Annotated in this window: 14 protein-coding genes; 5 read left to right on the top strand and 9 right to left on the bottom strand. The window is 73.4% G+C overall.

What is annotated here, in order from left to right; genetic code table 11:
- Positions 1 to 34: 34 nt before the first annotated feature.
- Both F7Q99_RS26775 and F7Q99_RS26770 read right to left on the bottom strand, forming a co-directional pair.
- Positions 35 to 940, bottom strand: coding sequence for a tetratricopeptide repeat protein (locus F7Q99_RS26775; RefSeq protein ID WP_153465470.1), 906 nt, complete (start codon positions 938 to 940; stop codon positions 35 to 37).
- A gap of 231 nt (positions 941 to 1171) precedes the next feature.
- Positions 1172 to 2191, bottom strand: a complete 1020-nt coding sequence (locus F7Q99_RS26770; protein ID WP_153465468.1) for an ArsR/SmtB family transcription factor — start codon at positions 2189 to 2191, stop codon at positions 1172 to 1174.
- A gap of 142 nt (positions 2192 to 2333) precedes the next feature.
- Here F7Q99_RS26770 and F7Q99_RS26765 point away from each other — a divergent pair, with 142 nt between their 5' ends.
- Positions 2334 to 2897, top strand: a complete 564-nt coding sequence (locus F7Q99_RS26765) for a hypothetical protein (protein WP_153465466.1) — start codon at positions 2334 to 2336, stop codon at positions 2895 to 2897.
- 41 nt (positions 2898 to 2938) lie between these two features.
- Here F7Q99_RS26765 and F7Q99_RS26760 read toward each other — a convergent pair whose 3' ends face one another.
- A complete protein-coding gene (locus tag F7Q99_RS26760; protein WP_153465464.1) occupies positions 2939 to 4081 on the bottom strand; it encodes an erythromycin esterase family protein in 1143 nt (380 codons plus the stop codon).
- Positions 4082 to 4171: 90 nt separating this feature from the next.
- Between F7Q99_RS26760 and F7Q99_RS26755 the strand changes: the two genes are divergently transcribed.
- A complete protein-coding gene (locus F7Q99_RS26755) occupies positions 4172 to 4894 on the top strand; it encodes a TioE family transcriptional regulator (protein WP_153465462.1) in 723 nt (240 codons plus the stop codon).
- A gap of 93 nt (positions 4895 to 4987) precedes the next feature.
- Here the strand turns inward: F7Q99_RS26755 and F7Q99_RS26750 are convergent, their stop codons facing one another.
- The 5 genes from F7Q99_RS26750 to F7Q99_RS26730 form a co-directional block, all read right to left on the bottom strand.
- The gene (locus F7Q99_RS26750; RefSeq protein WP_153465460.1) at positions 4988 to 5902 is read right to left on the bottom strand and encodes a carbohydrate ABC transporter permease; all 915 of its coding nucleotides are present in this window, start codon (positions 5900 to 5902) and stop codon (positions 4988 to 4990) included.
- On the bottom strand, positions 5899 to 7212 hold the full coding sequence (locus tag F7Q99_RS26745; RefSeq protein WP_153465458.1) for a carbohydrate ABC transporter permease: 1314 nt from the start codon (positions 7210 to 7212) through the stop codon (positions 5899 to 5901). Before F7Q99_RS26745 ends, F7Q99_RS26750 begins: the two co-directional genes overlap by 4 nt.
- 6 nt (positions 7213 to 7218) lie before the next feature.
- The gene (locus F7Q99_RS26740; protein ID WP_153465456.1) at positions 7219 to 8544 is read right to left on the bottom strand and encodes an ABC transporter substrate-binding protein; all 1326 of its coding nucleotides are present in this window, start codon (positions 8542 to 8544) and stop codon (positions 7219 to 7221) included.
- A gap of 63 nt (positions 8545 to 8607) precedes the next feature.
- The gene (locus F7Q99_RS26735) at positions 8608 to 10308 is read right to left on the bottom strand and encodes a glycoside hydrolase family 13 protein (RefSeq protein WP_153465454.1); all 1701 of its coding nucleotides are present in this window, start codon (positions 10306 to 10308) and stop codon (positions 8608 to 8610) included.
- A gap of 162 nt (positions 10309 to 10470) precedes the next feature.
- Complete coding sequence (locus F7Q99_RS26730) at positions 10471 to 11775, bottom strand: ABC transporter substrate-binding protein (RefSeq protein WP_230210327.1); 1305 nt, start codon at positions 11773 to 11775, stop codon at positions 10471 to 10473.
- A gap of 143 nt (positions 11776 to 11918) precedes the next feature.
- On the opposite strand from F7Q99_RS26730, the gene F7Q99_RS26725 reads away from it, so the two are divergent.
- The 3 genes from F7Q99_RS26725 to F7Q99_RS41520 are packed head-to-tail and all read left to right on the top strand — an operon-like array spanning position 11919 to position 15581.
- Positions 11919 to 12422, top strand: a complete 504-nt coding sequence (locus F7Q99_RS26725; protein WP_326847139.1) for a PadR family transcriptional regulator — start codon at positions 11919 to 11921, stop codon at positions 12420 to 12422.
- Positions 12419 to 13186: an ABC transporter ATP-binding protein gene (locus F7Q99_RS26720; protein ID WP_153465452.1), complete on the top strand. Its 768-nt coding sequence runs from the start codon at positions 12419 to 12421 to the stop codon at positions 13184 to 13186. Before F7Q99_RS26725 ends, F7Q99_RS26720 begins: the two co-directional genes overlap by 4 nt.
- A 4-nt stretch (positions 13187 to 13190) precedes the next feature.
- Positions 13191 to 15581, top strand: coding sequence for an FtsX-like permease family protein (locus F7Q99_RS41520; RefSeq protein WP_153465450.1), 2391 nt, complete (start codon positions 13191 to 13193; stop codon positions 15579 to 15581).
- Here the strand turns inward: F7Q99_RS41520 and F7Q99_RS26710 are convergent.
- Entirely contained in the window at positions 15568 to 16281 is a 714-nt protein-coding gene (locus F7Q99_RS26710; RefSeq protein ID WP_153465448.1) for a DUF4232 domain-containing protein, read from the bottom strand. The genes F7Q99_RS41520 and F7Q99_RS26710 overlap by 14 nt on opposite strands.
- Positions 16282 to 16485 lie beyond the last annotated feature (204 nt).

Here is a 16485-nt window from a genome sequence, read left to right as displayed (position 1 = left end):
CTGCCGTGCGGGCCCCGTCGTGGCGGGCGTGGTGTCAGGCCAGTGCCTTGGCCTGCCAGTAGCCGAACTGCTGGATCGGGTCGCCGCCGACTGACCACGGCCACGCGGTGACCATGTCCCCGATCAGCTCGAACGTGTCGGCGCTCTCGCGCACGCGGCCGGCCTGGATCAGGGCGAAGGCGAGCAGGTTGAGGTCGGCCAGGGCCGCCGCGTGCCGCAGGTGGCCCTGGCGGGGCCAGTCGAGCAGAGCGGCGTCGAGCGCGCTGGTGGCCCGGTTGTGCGTCCACTGGCGGCGGATCAGCAGCGCCTCGACACCCCCCTGGGCGGCCGTGCGGGCGTGCTCGTCGACCAGCGCGGTCAGCCCCACCCCGACGGCCGGCGCGTTCGAGGGGACCGAGGCCCGGACGGTCTCGACGAAGTCCAGCTGGCTGCTTCGCGAGCCGCACTCCTCCGGCGACAGGTACCGCAGCATCTGCAGATGGGCCTCGCGGTTCCAGGGGTCGCGCGAGACCACCTCGTGCCACACGGCGAACGCGTTCTGCGAGTCGGCGCGCATCACGCGCAGGATCCCGAGCAGCACCACCCACGGCGTGGGGTCCGCGGGGAAGAGCTCGGCGGCGCGGTAGCAGTTGTCGGCGGCCGCGCGGGCGTCCTCCATCCGCCCCGCGTGCCGGCCGCGGCACAGCTCGACCCACGCCTCGAACACCAGCGCGTCCGCGCTGTGCGAGCGGCGCATCCGCCAGGACCGGGCGATCGCCGAGGGCGCGGCGGCGTCGGCGAGCACCGCGAAGCGGTGCGTCCGGCGGTCCCAGTCCGTACCGGCCTCCCGGAGAAGCCGCTCGACCTGGTCGATCTGAATATCGTCCGGGCCCAGCCTTCCGGAGGAATTTAGTTGCCGCCGTACGCGGCCGAGATTGACGTCGTCGAGTTCCGGTCGCACGCGCGGACCGGAAGCGCGAAGCTTTCGGAAGATCGACACGCGCCGCAGCCTAGGGCCCGGCCGGAATTTCAGACAGACCCCGGCGGGAATTGTTATTTCCCGGTGATTCCGGTGAACCCGCCGCCCCGCACGGCCCTCGAACACAGCGGGTGACCGGCGGAAATACGAAGAGGAATAGAAGGCGGAAGAGATGCGCCCCACCGTGATCATTTTCCGATAATTGACTGCCGGTCAGGAGTTTGTCATCCGCACGACGGAATTCCCGTCCGATCCGGCGAGCAGGCGATGACCGAGCGGGGTGCAGCCGTGCCGGACCGCCCGGCCGGTGCGGACGGTGGCGACCAGGCCTGCGCGGCGCAGCGCGCGGGCGTGCTCGGAGGCGGAGGCGAGGCTGATTCCCAGCAGTTGGGCGAGTTGACTGGTCGTCGGTTCACGGCTGGTCAGCCGCAGGACGGCGGCGCGGGTGCGGCCCAGCAGTGCGGCGATCGGGTCGTCCGGGGCGGCGCCCGGGGCGGACGCGAACGCGGACTCGGGCTCGGGGAGGTACGGCAGCGCGGTGAGGGCCGGGTAGACCATCAGCTTGCCCTGCGGGTACGAGCCGACCAGTGGCCCGCCGGTCCACTGTGCGGAGGGCATCAGCACCAGCCCGGCACCGTCCAGCCGGACGTCCCTGTCCCGTTCGGACGGGACCTCCAGGGTACTGCCCCGCCACCGGCTGCCCGGGTGGAGGCCCGCGAGCATGCCGCGCAGGCCCTGTTCGCGGTGGACCCTTCCGCGCCAGGCGAGGTCGGTGTCGAAGCCGGCCCGCAGGCGCGGCCAGACGGTTCCGACCAGGTCCGGGTAGGCGGTGCGCATCGCCGTCTCCAGGTACTGCCAGGCGTCCCGGTCCTGTTCGGCCAGCCGGCGCATCAGGGCGGTGACGGGCAGTCCGGCCGTGGTGATCCGGGTCAGCTCGGCGCGCACCAGCGTGGCGGTCGATCGGCGCACCAGTTCCATGCCCTGGTCGAGGTCGTCGCTGGGCGGGTCGAGGAACAGCGGTCCCGCGCCGCTGGGCGGCACCAGCTGGCGCAGCGGTGCCACGGCGGCCCGGGTCCGGGCGGTGCCCAGCAGGCGGCGCCGACGGACGAATCCCGGGCCGCCGTCGCCGCGTTGCAGCATCGCCACGGCCAGTCCGAGCTCCAGCAGCGGCGCGGGCGCGTCGGCGAACCGGACGCCGAGCAGGTCCTCGGCCGTGAAGTGGATGCGCAGCACCGTTCCTCCCCCGATCCCGCCGGATGGTTTCGGCCTGTGCCGAAAGCCTCGCCGGCGCGGACTCCGCCGTTCGACGATAGCCGCGCGCCCCCCGTCGGGGGAGGGGGGCGCGCACCCGTCCGTCGTCGCGAGGAGGCGACCCATGTCCGTACACTCCGTCCGTCCGCTCGCGCGCCTGCGCCGCCCGGCCGCCGTGGTCGCGGCACTGGCCGCGGTCCTGCTGGCCGCCGCCCCCGCCGCCCAGGCCCGATCGGGGAGCGGCGAGGGCGGTGACGGAGGCTGGCAGCCGTACCGCAACACCCCGAAGGACTACCCGGCGGGCGCACTCTGCCCGTTCCACCTGCACATCGGGATCGTGACGGACGAGGAGGAGACCAGGACGGCGGCCAGCTACCCGGACGGCTCGCCGTCGAAGGTGCTGTTCCGCGGCCCGCTGGTGCTGCGCTACACCAACGTCGACAGCGGGCGCAGCGTCGACCGCGACCAGAGCGGCCGGGCCACCCTCTACTACCTGCCCGACGGCAGCCGGCTCTGGCTGGTCCCCCGCAGCTCGCACATCAGCGCCCGGATCTTCGCCGGCAACCCGTACCACGCTCCCGGCGACTTCGTGTTCAGCGGCGGCGTCACGCTGCTGATCCACCCGGACGGCCAGCCGCAGGTGCTGGAGCAGCACCAGGTGGAGAACCTCTGCGAGACGCTGACCTGAGGCCGGCGTCCCGCAGCGCGGTGCCCGGTAGGCGGTGCGCGTCAGCGGCCGACCGGGCGGCCGGCGTCGGCGATGTGCAGGATCGCGTCGGCTCCGTCCACGGTCTGGTGGTGGAGCGGGAAGTAGCCCTGCTGCGGGGTGGTGTCGGTACGGACGGAGGCGGACGTGACCGTGGTGGCCGCCACCAGGCCCCAGGTGGTGACCCGGCTCTGCAGAAGGCCCTCGTAGGTGTCCGGTTCGGGCTCCCCGAGCCCGAGGGCTTCGCTGCGGCCCAGGCTGCCGGCGACGAAGCTGTACCGATCGCCCAGCAGGGCCCCGGCGACGACGCCGACACCGATCCAACTGAGGTTCCAGGCCTCCCAGTTGCTCGGGTTCTTCTGCAGGTGGAGGTTCTGGGCGTGGACGAGCGTCGGTCCCCGTCGGGCCTCGGTGGTCCGGATGTCGAGGAGGTTCTGGGCCATGAGCGCGCCGCGGACGGCCATGAGGTCGGACAGGCGCGCACTCCGGTCGAGGCACCGGGCCGACTGCCGGTGGTAGCGGAGCAGGCCGAGGCCGGCGGTGAGGTGGGTCCTGACCCGCTGCCACTCGGCACGTGAGGTCGTCGCGATCAGCTCCGGCGCCCGCGTGTCGAGCGAGTCGAGCATGTCGTCGGCGATCGACCGCAGTCGCTCGGCCTCGGCGGTGTCGCCGGGCGACGCGGCCGGGTCCATGACGGCCTCCGGGCGGCTCCAGCGTTCGTCGTCGCCGGCGAGGCTCGCGACGTCCACGTCGAACCGCAGGTAGTCGCGCGCGAGTTCGAGGTAGCGGCGTGGGCTCGGTGCGCCCATGGTCTCCGTCGGGGCGTCGAAGCCGTGGAACGCCAACCGCTCCTCCGGCGGCCGGTTCCGGTTGAACTCGCGCATCCAGGCGACGAGTTGCCGGTTGGCAGCCAGCTCTCCGAAGCCGTGGGAGAAGCTGTCGCCCAGTGCCGTGTCGAGCGTCCCCGCTCCTTCCCGGACGTAGTCGTTCACGGCGAGTGCGGCGACCCGGTCGGTCTCCAGGGCGATCGACCGGAAGCCGCGGCCGACCAGTTGGGCGAACAGTTCGTTGCGGACCCGGGCGAAGGCCGGTTCCCGGTGCGTCGGCTCACCGAGTGCCAGCAGGTCACAGGGCGAGGTCACGAAGTCTCGAATGTCCTGACTCATGGACCTCAAGCGTATCCTTGAAAGAACGGTTGAGACTTTTCCCGGCTCAGCCCGGTTTTCCTCCTACGAAGTCTCAAATCGACGGCAACCATGCGCCCCTCCGACCTCGCCCGCGAACACGGCATCTCGACCCAGGCGGTCCGCAACTACGGGCGGGACGGCTGCCTCCCACCCGCCGAGCGCTCCCCCAGCGGCTACCGGATCTACACCGAGCTGCACGCGGCGGCGCTCCGCGCCTACCTCGCCCTCGTGCGGGCGTACGGTCACGCGGCCGGTCGACGGATCATGAAGGCGCTCCACGGCGGCGAGCTCGACGACGCCTTGACGGCCGTCGACCGCGGCCACGGCCAGCTCCTCCGCGACCGGGACACCCTCGACGCCGTCCGGAAGGCGGTCGAGCACCTGGCAGAAGCCGAGTCGGGAGCCGGCCCCGCCTCGTCAACGGTCCCGGGCGTCCGTACCATCGGCGAACTCGCCCACCACCTCCGCGTCACCCCGGCCACGCTGCGCGCCTGGGAAGGCGCCGGCATCCTCACCCCGGCACGGGACCGGGCCACCGGATACCGCGTCTTCCGCGCCGACGACGTCCGCGACGCCGAACTCGCGCACCTCCTCAGGCGCGGCGGCTACCCGCTGGACCACATCGCCACCGTGGTCCGGCAGATCCGGACGGCCGGCGGCACCGAGGCCCTGTCCCGCGCCCTTTCAGACTGGCAGCACCGGCTCACCGCCCGGAGCCTCGCCATGCTCGACGCCGCCGCCCACCTCGGCCGCTACCTGACCCTCCTCGACCACACCCACCCTCCCGGGTGAACCGGTCGCGCCCGGCCGCGGTGGCGACGCGGCCGGGCGCGGGCACGGGCTCGGGCGCGGGCGCGGGCACCGCCACGAGCACGCCGGGAGGCCTCACTTGACGGAGCCCGCCATCGCTCCCTGGACGAAGAACCGCTGGAAGCAGAGGAACACCCCCACGGGAACCAGGAGGGACAGGAACGCGCCGGGCGCGAGGATGTCCATGTTGCTGCCGAACTGCCGCATCTGGGACTGGAGGTAGACGGTCAGCGGTTGCGAGTCGTTGCCGGCGAAGATCAGGGCGACCAGCATGTCGTTCCAGACCCAGAGGAACTGGAAGATGCACAGCGAGGCGACGGCCGGCGCGGCGAGCGGCAGGGCGAGGGTGCGGAAGATCCGCCACTCCCCGCAGCCGTCCATCCGCGCCGCCTCCAGGAGTTCGGCCGGGATCTCCAGGAAGTGGTTGCGCATCAGGAACACCGCGAACGGCAGCCCGTAGCCGACGTGAAACAGCACCACGCCGGGGATGGTGCCGAACAGCCCGACGGCGCCTTCGAGTCTGGCGACCGGGATGAGGCCGACCTGGACGGGCACCACCAGCAGCCCGACCACCACGACGAAGACGGCGTCCCGGCCGGGGAAGCGCATCCAGGCGAAGGCGTACCCGGCGGTCGCGGCGAGGGCGACGGTCAGCAGGGTCGCGGGGACGCTGATGAGCACGGTGTTCCACAGCGCCCTGGGAACGTCGCCGCCGTCCAGCAGGGCGGTGTAGTTCTGCAGGGTGAGCTGGGCGGGCCTGGTCAGCGCCGTCCACCAGCCGCCGGTGGCGGCGGCCTGCTTCGGCCGCAGCGAGGAGACCAGCAGGCCGACGGTGGGCGTCAGCCAGGCCACGGCCGCCACGATCAGCACGGCCTGGACCAGACCGCTGCGGGTGAGGGTGGCGAGCCGGGTCGTGAACGGTACTCGGAGCCGGCCGGGCGGAGCCGGCGCCGTGGTCCGCGCGGCCGGGGCCGGTTGCGTCGTGGTCATGATCGGCTCCCTCGGAAGCGTCGGACGTTGAGGAGCATCACCGGGACGACCAGGAGCAGCAGCAGGACGCTGAGCGCGCTGCCGAGGCCCTGGTCGTTGCCGCCGCCGAAGGAGACCAGGTAGAGCCGGAGCGCCAGTACGTCGGCGTCCTGCTGCACCGGCCCGGGCGCGATGATGTAGACGAGGTCGAAGATCTTCATCACGTTGATGACCATGGTGATGAACACGACGCCGAGGACCGGGGCGAGTTGGGGCACGGTGATGCGGCGGAAGATCTGCCATTCGTTCGCGCCGTCGATCCGGGCCGCCTCGATCGTCTCGCGCGGCAGGTTGGCCAGGCCGCCGGCGATGATGACCATCGCGAAGCCGGCCCAGATCCAGGTGTAGGCGCCGATGATCGCCGGGGTGACGAACGCGGGCCCGAGCCAGTCGACGCCGCGGTAGGGGGCGGCGAAGTCGGCTGCCGGCAGGACCACCGAGCTCGTGGCCGACGGAGCCGCGGAGAACCGGAAGGTGCCGTCGTCGCCCGTGGTCGTGGTGGCGATCGTCCGGTCGCCGTCCCGGAGTTGGACCTCGATTCCGGGCAGGCCCTTCTTTCCGGCGTCCAGCTGCCCGGGGTGACCGCCGCCGCCCGGGACGAAGTCCAGGAACACCGTGCCGCTGACCCCGTCACCGCCGGCCGGCTCCTGGGCCGTCCGGGCGGCGGCCGGGATCGCGCCGGGCTGCACGCCGACCAGCGGCAGCAGCACCACGCGCGTGGCGGCAGGCGCCCTGACGTCGCCGCCCTCGGCCTGGTCGAGCCCGACGCCGGGGCGCGGCCGGGCGCCCGGGTAGGACGGCTGGTCGGTGAAGGTGTCGTGGACGGCGACGGCAGCGGCGTTGAGCACACCGCGGTGCGGGTCCGCGTCGTACACCAGGCGGAAGATGATCCCGGCGGCGAGGAAGGAGATCGCCATCGGCATGAAGACGAGCAGCTTGAACGCGGTGGCCCAGCGGATCTTCTCGGTCAGCACCGCGAACACCAGGCCGACCGCGGTCACCAGCGCCGGGGCGACGGCGACCCAGATCGCGTTGTTGCGCACGGCGGTGAGGGTGGCGTGGTCGGTGAAGGCCGCGCCGTAGTTGTCCAGCCCGACGAAGCGGTGGCCGGAGGCGTCGAAGAGGCTGCGCCCCACGGAGAAGCCGATGGGGTAGACGACGAGGGCGCCGAGCAGCAGCAGGGTGGGCAGGACCAGGAGCAGGGCGAGGCCCCGGTGGCGCCGGAGCGCGCCACCGGAGGCCCGGTCCCTGCGGGTTGAGCGCAGAGACATGGTGGATCAGCCCTTGTACGCCTTGGCCGCGTCGGCTTCGAGCTTCGCCGCCGCGCCCTGGACGTCGGAGGGGTTGGCGAGGAAGTCCTGGAGGTCCTTCCACTCGCCCTGGCCCGCCGTGCCGCCGAACGCGGCGGGGGCCTGGTCCGACAGGTCGAAGCGGAAGGCGTCGCCGGCGTCGATCACCGACTTGGCGAACTGCCGGGTGGTGTCGTCCGGGTAGACGGACGGGTCGACCGCCTTGTTCGGCGAGATGAAGCCGCCGGCCTTGGCCCAGACGGCCGCGGCCTCGGGGCCGGCCAGGAACTCGACGAACTTCTGCGCGGCCTCGGGGTGCTTGGAGCCCTTGAGGACGACCGCCGCGTCGCCCGCGCCCATCACCGGGGCCTTGCCGCCATCAACGGCGGGGAAGGGGAACACCTTGGCGTCCGTGCCGACCTGCTTCTTCAGCTCGGAGGCTATGACACCGCCGACGAAGTCGCCCTCGTAGGTCATGGCGGCCTTGGGCTGCGATCCGAAGACCTGCTGGACGGAGGTGGGGAAGTCGGTCTGCAGCGCGCCCTGCCCGCCGCCCAGGACGAGCTGCCGGTCGCCGAAGATCTTGCCGAGGGTGGTCAGGGCCTTGAGGACCGACGGGTCGGTCCACGGGATCTCGTGCCGGGTGAGCTTGTCGTAGAGCTCGGGTCCGGCCTGGGAGAGGTAGACGTTCTCGAACCAGTCGGTGAGGGTCCAGCCGGCCTGGCCGCCGATCGTGAAGGCCGGGGTGCCGGAGTCGGAGAGCGTCCGGCCGGCCTTGAGCAGGTCGTCGAAGGTGGCCGGGGGCTGGACGCCGGCGTTCTGGAAGGCGGTCGGGCTGTACCAGACGGTCGACTTGTCGGCGGCCTTGAAGTAAAGGCCGTACTGCGTGCCTCCGACGGTGCCGAGGCTGGACCAGATGCCGGCGTAGTTCTTCTTCGCCGCGTCGGTGATCGCGGGCGAGAGCGGCGCCAGCCAGCCCTTGTCGGCGAACTGCTTGATCACGCCGGGCTGGGCGACCATGACCACGTCCATCGGGTCGCCGCCCTCGATCTTGCTGCCGACCACGGTGGAGAGGTTGTCACCGGTGGAGGTGTAGGTGACGGTGGCACCGGTCTTCGCGGTGAAGGCGTCCAGCACCTTCTTGAAGTTCTCCTGCTCGGCGCCGCTCCACACGGCGGCGACGGTCAGGCTCTGTCCCTTGAGTTCCTGGGTGGCCGAGTCGGCCGCGCCGCCGCCGCTGCTGCCGCAGGCGGTTGCGGTGGCGGCCAGGACGACGGAGGCGGCCAGGGCGGGAAGGGTGCGGCGGATTCTCATCGTCGAGTCCTCTTTCATGGGGCGGGTGGGGTGCATGAGAGGTGCCTGATAGGTGTCTGATCGTCAGATCAGGTCGATGGAAAGCGAGTTGATCCACCAGGCGGCGGTGGCGGGCGGCAGGACGCCGTCGCCGCACGGACCGCTGGCCAGCAGCGGCGGACCGGCGACCGGGGCCGGCGCGGGGGTGTCACCGAAGTTGACGGCGCACACCAGGCCCTCGCCGCGGACGAACGCGAGGACCCCGGGCGGGGTCTCCAGCCACCGCAGCGTGCCCTCGCCGAGTTGCGGGAGTTCACGGCGCAGCTGCAGGGCGGTGCGGTACAGGTGGAAGACGGACGCGGCGTCGGCGCGCTGCCGCTCGACCGTGTGGGCGGCGAACGAGGCCGGCTGCGGCAGCCACGGGCCGGACTGGCTGTCCGGCGGGCTGAATCCGAACGGGGCCGCGGTGCCCGACCAGGGCAGCGGTATCCGGCAGCCGTCGCGGATCCCGACCCGGCTGCCGGTGCGGCGGAAGATCGGGTCGGTGACCAACTCGTCCGGCAGGTCGAGGACTTCGGGCAGTCCGAGTTCCTCGCCCTGGTAGATGTAGGCGGCTCCGGGCAGGGCCAGCATCAGCAGGGCCGCCGCCGTGGCCCGGGCGGGGCCGCTGGCGGGGTCCGCGCCCGCGAACCGGCTCACGGTGCGGACCTGGTCGTGGTTGTTGAGCACCCAGGTGACCGTCGAGCCGGTGGCGGTGATGTCCCGCACGGCGTCGTCGATGACTCTGTGGAAGTGCGCGAGGTCCCACGGCGCGTGCAGCAGGTGGAAGAAGAAGGCCTGGTGCAGTTCGTCGGGGCGTACGTACAGCGCCTGTTCGGCCGGCGTGGGCACGGAGGCCTCGCCGACGAGCAGCCGCTCGTGACCGTCACGGGCGGTGTACTCCTCGCAGATCGCCCGCCACCGGCGCCAGACCTCGTGCACCTCCGGCTGGTTCCAGGCCAGCGGGTTGACCGAGTCGCGGGTGCGCTCGTCCGCGGCCGGATCGGGCGAGTCCGGCAGCTCGGGGTGCTTGAACAGCCCGGCCGCCACGTCGATCCGGAACCCGTCGACGCCGCGGTCCAGCCAGAACCGCAGCACCTCCTCGAAGTGGGCGGCGACGTCGGGGTGGCGCCAGTTGAAGTCCGGCTGCTCCGGGGTGAACAGGTGGAGGTACCACTGGCCGGGCCGGCCGTCGGCCTCGAGGACCCGGCTCCAGGCCGGGCCGCCGAACATGGCCCGCCAGTTGTTGGGCGGCAGTTCGCCGTCCTCGCCGCGGCCGTCGGCGAAGTGGAACCGCGCCCGCTCGGGGCTGCCCGGGCCGTTGGCCAGCGCCTTGCGGAACCACGGGTGTCGGCTGGAGCAGTGGTTCGGGACGACGTCCAGGACCAGCTTCAGGCCGAGCATCCGGCAGTCCGTCACCAGGCGGTCGAACTCGGCGAGGTCACCGTACTCCGGGTCGACGGCGCAGTGGTCGGCGATGTCGTAGCCGTGGTCGTGCTGGGGCGAGACGTAGAACGGGTTGAGCCAGACGCCGTCCGCGCCCAGCTGCCGCACGTGCGGCAGCTGTTCCCGGACTCCGGCGAGGTCGCCGATGCCGTCGCCGTCGGTGTCGCGGAAGCTGCGCACGTAGATCTGGTAGATCACGGCGTCGCGCCACCAGGCACGGGCGGCGGGGGTGGTGGGGGCGTGCGATCGAGCGCGCGGCAGGGTGACCGCGGCGCCGTCGGGGAGGGTGGAAGTGGGCATCTCGCTACTCCAACGGTTATGCATTCGCGTTAGGTATAGCAGGCAGAGATGCCCCCTGTTAAGACCTTCTTTCGCTGGAGTTTCGCAGAGGCAAGGAGGGGATGCCCGGATCAGGCATAGATACGTGTTAGGTAAGCGCCTGGAAGCCGCGTGAGATTCGGCTCAGCCGACGACGGCGCGCAGGTCGGCGGCCAGGCGGGGCAGCGCCGCCTCCGCGGTCCGGCGGCCCGACACGACCTCGAACGCCGCCTCGCTGAACGCGAGGCTCAGCTGCTGGTACTGCGGAACGCCGGGGCGCGCCCCGGCCGCGAGGATGGCCGTGCGCAGCACGGGAAGGTACGGGAACCGGGCCGTCAGGTCCGGATCCGCGTAGAGGTCCGCCCACACCGGCGGCAGCCCGCCGTCGGTCAGGACGCGGTACTGCGCCCGACGGCTCGTCAGGTAGGCGATCAGCGCCCGTGCGGTGCGCTGCCGCCGGGAGAACCGGCTGACCGCCAGCCCCGACCCGCCCAGCACACCGCTGCCGGGCCCGTGCGGACCGGGCAGCGGCACCACGCCGAACCGCCCCGCGACCGGCGAACCGGCCGCACCGGCCGCGTGGTACACGTACGGCCAGTTCCGCAGGAAGAGCACACCGCCCCGGCCGAACGCCTCGCGGGACTCCTCCTCGCGGTAGCCGAGCACCTCGGGCGCGATCCAGCCGTCGCGCACGCCCTCGGCCAGGAACTCCAGCCCGGCCCGGGCCTGCGGGCTGTCGACCACCACCGATCCGTCGCCGGCCAGCAGGTCCCCGCCGGCCGAGCGGATGGCCTCCAGGGCGTTGACGGCGAGCCCCTCGTACGGGCTGAGCTGGCCCGCGTACCCGGACAGCCCGTGGGCGGGGGCCAGCGTCCTCGCCTGCCGCGCCAGGTCGGCCCACGTGGTGGGCGGCTGCTCGCCGGCCTCGGCCAGCACGTCACTGCGGTAGTACAGCAGGGCGGCGTTGGCGACGAACGGCACCGCGTACAGTCGGCCGTCGTAGCGGCCGGTCCGGACGACCGGCGGCAGGAAGCGGTCCAGCGCGAAGTCCGACTCGTCCAGCGGCACGGTCCAGCGCCTGGCTGCGAACTCTGCCGTCCACACCACGTCGAGGTTGAGGACGTCGAACCGGCTGCCGCCGGCCGACAGCTCCCCGGCGAGCTGCGCGTGCACCTCGTCCGCCGCCTCGGGCAGCTCGACCAGCTCGGCCGGCTGGTCCGGGTGCTCGGCGTTCCAGTCGGCGAGCAGCCCGCGCAGGTAGCGCGTGGTGTCCCGGCCGGTGGCCAGCGTGACCGGCCCGACGCCGTCCGGGTCGCCCGCCGCCCGCGTCCGGCCGGCCAGGCCGTACCAGGCGGACCCGCCCCCGGCCGCGAGCACCGTCCCGCCCACCAGCGCGCGCGTCACGCGCCGACGGCCCATATCGGGCCCGGTGGGCGGCCGGCTGTCCATGGAACTCCTTCGTTCCGTCGGCGCGGGTGGGCGCCGACGCACGTCCCTTTATACGGCCTCCCTGCTCGGGGGTGCCCACCTGCCCGTACTGTGTGACCGAGGTGTAACCAGCCCAAACGCATGAGAGGAAGAGGTGACGCCCGGTGCGCCATCAGCTGCTGGCGCTGCTGGCCCGGCAGCCCGCCTACGGGTACGAGCTCAAGCAGGGCCTTGAGCAGACCTTCGGCGCGGCGTACCCTCAGCCGAACATCGGCCAGATCTACGTGACCCTGAGCCGGCTGGAGAAGTCCGGCCTGATCCGGGGCACCGAGGTGACGCAGGAAGGCAGACCGGACAAGAAGGTCTACGAGATCACCGAGAAGGGCGTCGAGGAACTCGCCGGCTGGTTCGGGGCACCCACCGAGGGGCCCAGGGTCAGGGACGAGTTCTTCATGAAGCTCATCCTCGCCGAAGGCACCGACCTCGCCGACCGGCTGACGCTGATCAACAACCAGCGCCGGCACTGCATCAACATGATGCGGGGACTCAACAAGCTGGCCGCCACCGAGCGCGGCAACCGGACCTCACTGCTGCTGATCGAGGGAGCGGTCCTGCACCTGCAGGCCGACCTCGACTGGCTGGAACGCTGCCAGGAGGAGCTCACATGACCGGCGCGGAGCCGACCTCGCCGCCGCTGCTGGCCGCCGACGCGCTGGTGCGCTCGCACCTGAGCGGCGCGACCCTGATACCCGCCGTCCGCGGCATCAGCCTGCGCGTCGACCATGGCGAGTTCGTCGCCGTCACCGGCCCCTCGGGCGCCGGCAAGTCCACCCTGCTGCACCTCCTCGGCGGTCTGCTCCGGCCCGACGAGGGCGAGCTGTGGCTCGACGGCCGCCGGGTCGACCGGCTCCGGGAGGCCGCGTGGGCCCGGCTGCGCCGCCGCCGCTACGGCATCGTCTTCCAGAGCGGCAACCTGCTCTCCGACTTCTCCGTCGCCGACAACATCGAACTGACCGCGGTCCTCGCGGGCATGTCCGGCCGCACCGCCCGCGAACGCCGCGAGGAACTCCTGGACGACCTCGGCCTCGCGCACAAGGCCGGCGCCGGGCCCGGGGAGCTCTCCGGCGGTGAGCGCCAGCGGGTCGCCCTCGCCCGAGCACTGGTGAACCGGCCGCAGCTGCTCCTCGCCGACGAGCCGACCGGAAACCTCGACAGCCGCAGCACCCGCGACGTCCTCGCCCTGCTCAGCCGCTACCACGAACAGGGCACCACCATCGTGCTGGTCACCCACGACGCCCGGGCGGCGAGCACCGCCGACCGGGTCGTCAGCCTCTTCGACGGCCGGATCGCCGACGACGCCCGGGTGGAGGAGCCCCCGGCCGCGTGGCGCAGTGCCAACGGGGTCCGCGACGTCATCGACTTCGGCGGGTGATCCGGTGCGCGCCTTCCTCCGCTGGGTCCGGGCCGACCTGCGCTCGCACCGCGTCCACGCCCTGCTGATCGTCCTCGCCACCGGCGGCACCGTCGCCGCCCTGCTGCTCGCCGGCACGCTGCTCGGAGCCGCCGCCGACCCGTGGCAGCAGCAGTTCCGGGCCGCCGGTTCACCCGACGTCAGGATCGACCTGCGCCCGTCCGCGGGGAACGCGGGCACCACCGGCAGCGCCGCCGACGAGCCGTCGATCGCCGTCCTCGGCCGGGAACCCGGGGTGCTCGCGGTCTCACCGCCACAGCACACGGCCGAGACCACCCTGGTCGGCCGGCGCGCCGACGGCGCCGCCGCACCCACCGGCGCTGCGGACCGCACCGACCGCACCACGCTCGTGCTGCGCGGCGACACCCCGGGCGCGGCTCGACCGCTGCTGCGGTCCGGCACCTGGCTCGACCCCGCCGACGTCCACGGCATCGTGCTCGAACAGTCGGCGGCCGACGCCGCCTGGGCCCGCCCCGGGGACCGCCTGACCGTCCTCGACGGCCACGGCGCGGCGGTCGAGCTGCGGGTCCTCGGCATCGCGGACAGCCCCGACCAGCTCCCCAGCCAGGCCGCGGGCTACGACCTCGGCTGGACCCTGCCCGCCACGCTCGACCTGGTCCAGCCGGACCAGGCGGCACACGGCCTCACCCTCGGGCTCCGGCTGGCCCGGCCCTCCGACGCCGGGTACACGGCCCAGCGGGTGGTTAGCGTCATGGGAGCCGAGCGGGTGTCCCGGATCACCACGTGGCTGGACGCGCGGGCCGCACGGCAGCAGGACAATCGGCTCGCCGGCCTGCTGCTCGGGCTCAGCGGCCTGGGCGCGCTGCTGTCGGCCGCCCTCGCGGTGGCCGGCGCGGCCGGCGGGCGGATCAGGGCGAGGACCGGTGACATCGCCCTGCTCAAGGCGCTCGGCTTCACCGCCGGCCAGGTCGCCTGGATGTTCATCGCCGAACAGCTGTTGCTGGCCGGCGCCGGGGTCCTGCTCGGCGCCGGCGGCGCCGCGATCGCCGCGCATGCCGTCCCGGCCCTCGGCGGCGGGGCCGACGCGCTCCACCGGCTCGTTCCCGGCGGTACGGCAACCACCGGCGCCGTCACCGCCGCCGCCCTCGTGGCCATCGGGGCCGCCGCCGCACTGCCCGCCCTGCGCGCCGCCCGGGTCGCCCCCGTGCCCCCGACGGACGGCACCCGGCCACCGGCCATGACGGCTCGGCCGGTCCGGCTCGGCGTGCTGCGGCGGCTGCCACCGGCCCTCGTGCTCGGACTCGGCGGCGTCCTGCGCCGGCGCTCGGGCCTGCTCGTGAGCGCCGTCCGGCTGACCGTCCCGGTCGTCGCGGCCACCCTGGCCCTGAGTACCTGGACCACGCTCGACGCCGTCACCCGGCCCGACGGCGGCGTCACGGCCCCGTCCGTCACGGTCCGCCGGACCGCCGCCCAGCCGACTCCCGGCGACGGGCAGCTCACCGGCGCCCTGGCCGCCGACTCCGCCGTGCAGGGTGTCTATCCGGGCACCGAGATCCAGGCCCTCGCGCCGGGACAGTCCGCCACCTTCACCCTGCGCGCCGTGGGGACCACCGACGCGCCGTACCCGTACACCGTCGTCGAGGGCCGGGCGATCCGCGCGACCGACGAGGCCGTCGCCGGTCAGGGCGCCCTCGATCTGCTCGGCGCCCGGGTCGGCCAGTGGATCCGGGTCACCACCGGCGGCACCCCGCGCATCCTGCACATCGTCGGGCGCGACCTCGAACCGGAACACGGCGGGCGCGTCCTGTCCACCGGCTTCGACACCCTCGACCGGCCCGGCGACCCCACGCACCCGGACTTCTGGCGCCTGGTCCTGCGCTCCGGCCACGACCCGGCCGAGGTCCAGCGCGACCTCCCGGCCCGCGCCGGCCTCGCCGGGCAGGTGGAGATCCGCCTCCCGAGCGGACCGGTCACCCGGCCCGGCGCGCTGCGGGCCTGCGTGGTCGGCCTGCTGGTCCTGCTCGCGCTCATCTGCCTGGTCGACCTGCTCACCACGGCCGCCGCCGGCTTCCTCGACCGCCGCCGGGATCTCGGGCTGCTCCGGGCGATCGGCCTGACACCGGCCCAGTCCGCCGTCGTGATGGCCACCCGGGGGACGGCCATCGCCCTGGCCACGGTCGCCGCGGGCTCGGCCCTCGGCATCCCGCTCGTCCGCTGGGTCATCGACCGGCAGGGCGAGCTGGGCGGCATCGGCGCGGGCATCGCCCACGGGCCGTCCGGCTGGACGGTCCTCGCGATGGCCGCCGCCGGCGCCGCCGCGGCGGCCGCGCTCTCGGCGCTTCCGGTGCTGCGGCTCGCCCCGTCGACGGTCGGCACGGGCGTCAGGAAGGACTGACCGCCAGCACTGCGGTGGTGGTCACCTTGTTGTCGCACTCCGCGAAGAGGCCTTCGTCCAGGCCCACTTGGTGCGATCCCGCCTCCGGCAGGCCCAGCACGAGCGAGGGGAAGGCGACGGGCGTGGCTCCGGAGACGCAGTAGCCGTCGGCCTCGCCCTGGACCTGGACGAAGGTGAGCTTTACCCACGCCTTCCCGCCCGGTGCCAGCTTGACCGCTGCTTCGGACCCGGTGTGGGTCACCGTCAGCGGCATGTTGTGGCCCGGGCCGCCGTTGCCCGCTCCGGCCACCGTCGGAAAGCCCTTCAGGGTGCACGCGTGGCCGGAGGTGTTGGCGAACCCGATGATCGCCGCTCCGATCCCCGTGCCATCGGGCCGCTCCTTCGCCTGGTGCGCGTCGGCCTTCAGATCGCCCGCCGCACAAGCCGGCGCCGCACCGGCCGAGGCCCCCGTCGAAGCCCCCTTGGACGGCCCGGTGGACGGCGCGGCGGGCGATCCCTTCGCGGCCGGTGACGACGTGCTCCCCGGGGCGGGTGCGGAGGAGCCGGCGCTCGCACCGGCCGCGGACGTCGGCGCCGCCGTGGCCGCCGTGGCCGCTCCGGTCTCGGCGTCCCCCGGCCCGCACGCGGTGGCCAGCACAGTCGTCGCCGCGGCCGCGACGATCGCGACGGCCGCTCTTCGGATGCTTCTCGTGTACTGCATGGCGCCTCCCGGACGAACGAGCGGAGCCGACCCGGCGTCGGCATCCGCCCGGTTACACAGGCGCCGCTCCCATGCCGGTTCCCCGGCCGTCCAGGCGTGACACAACGGTGACGAAACCCGGAAAACCCCCCGGACGGCGGAGCCGCCATCCCCCCTGAACGGCGGGTGGCAATTCCGGCATCCGGGCGTCAATCCGGCAGCCGC

The organism is Streptomyces kaniharaensis (genome assembly GCF_009569385.1).
Classification (GTDB): domain Bacteria; phylum Actinomycetota; class Actinomycetes; order Streptomycetales; family Streptomycetaceae; genus Kitasatospora; species Kitasatospora kaniharaensis.
Note: the sequence above shows the minus strand (reverse complement) of the source record. Positions and strands in the feature narration are given on the sequence as shown.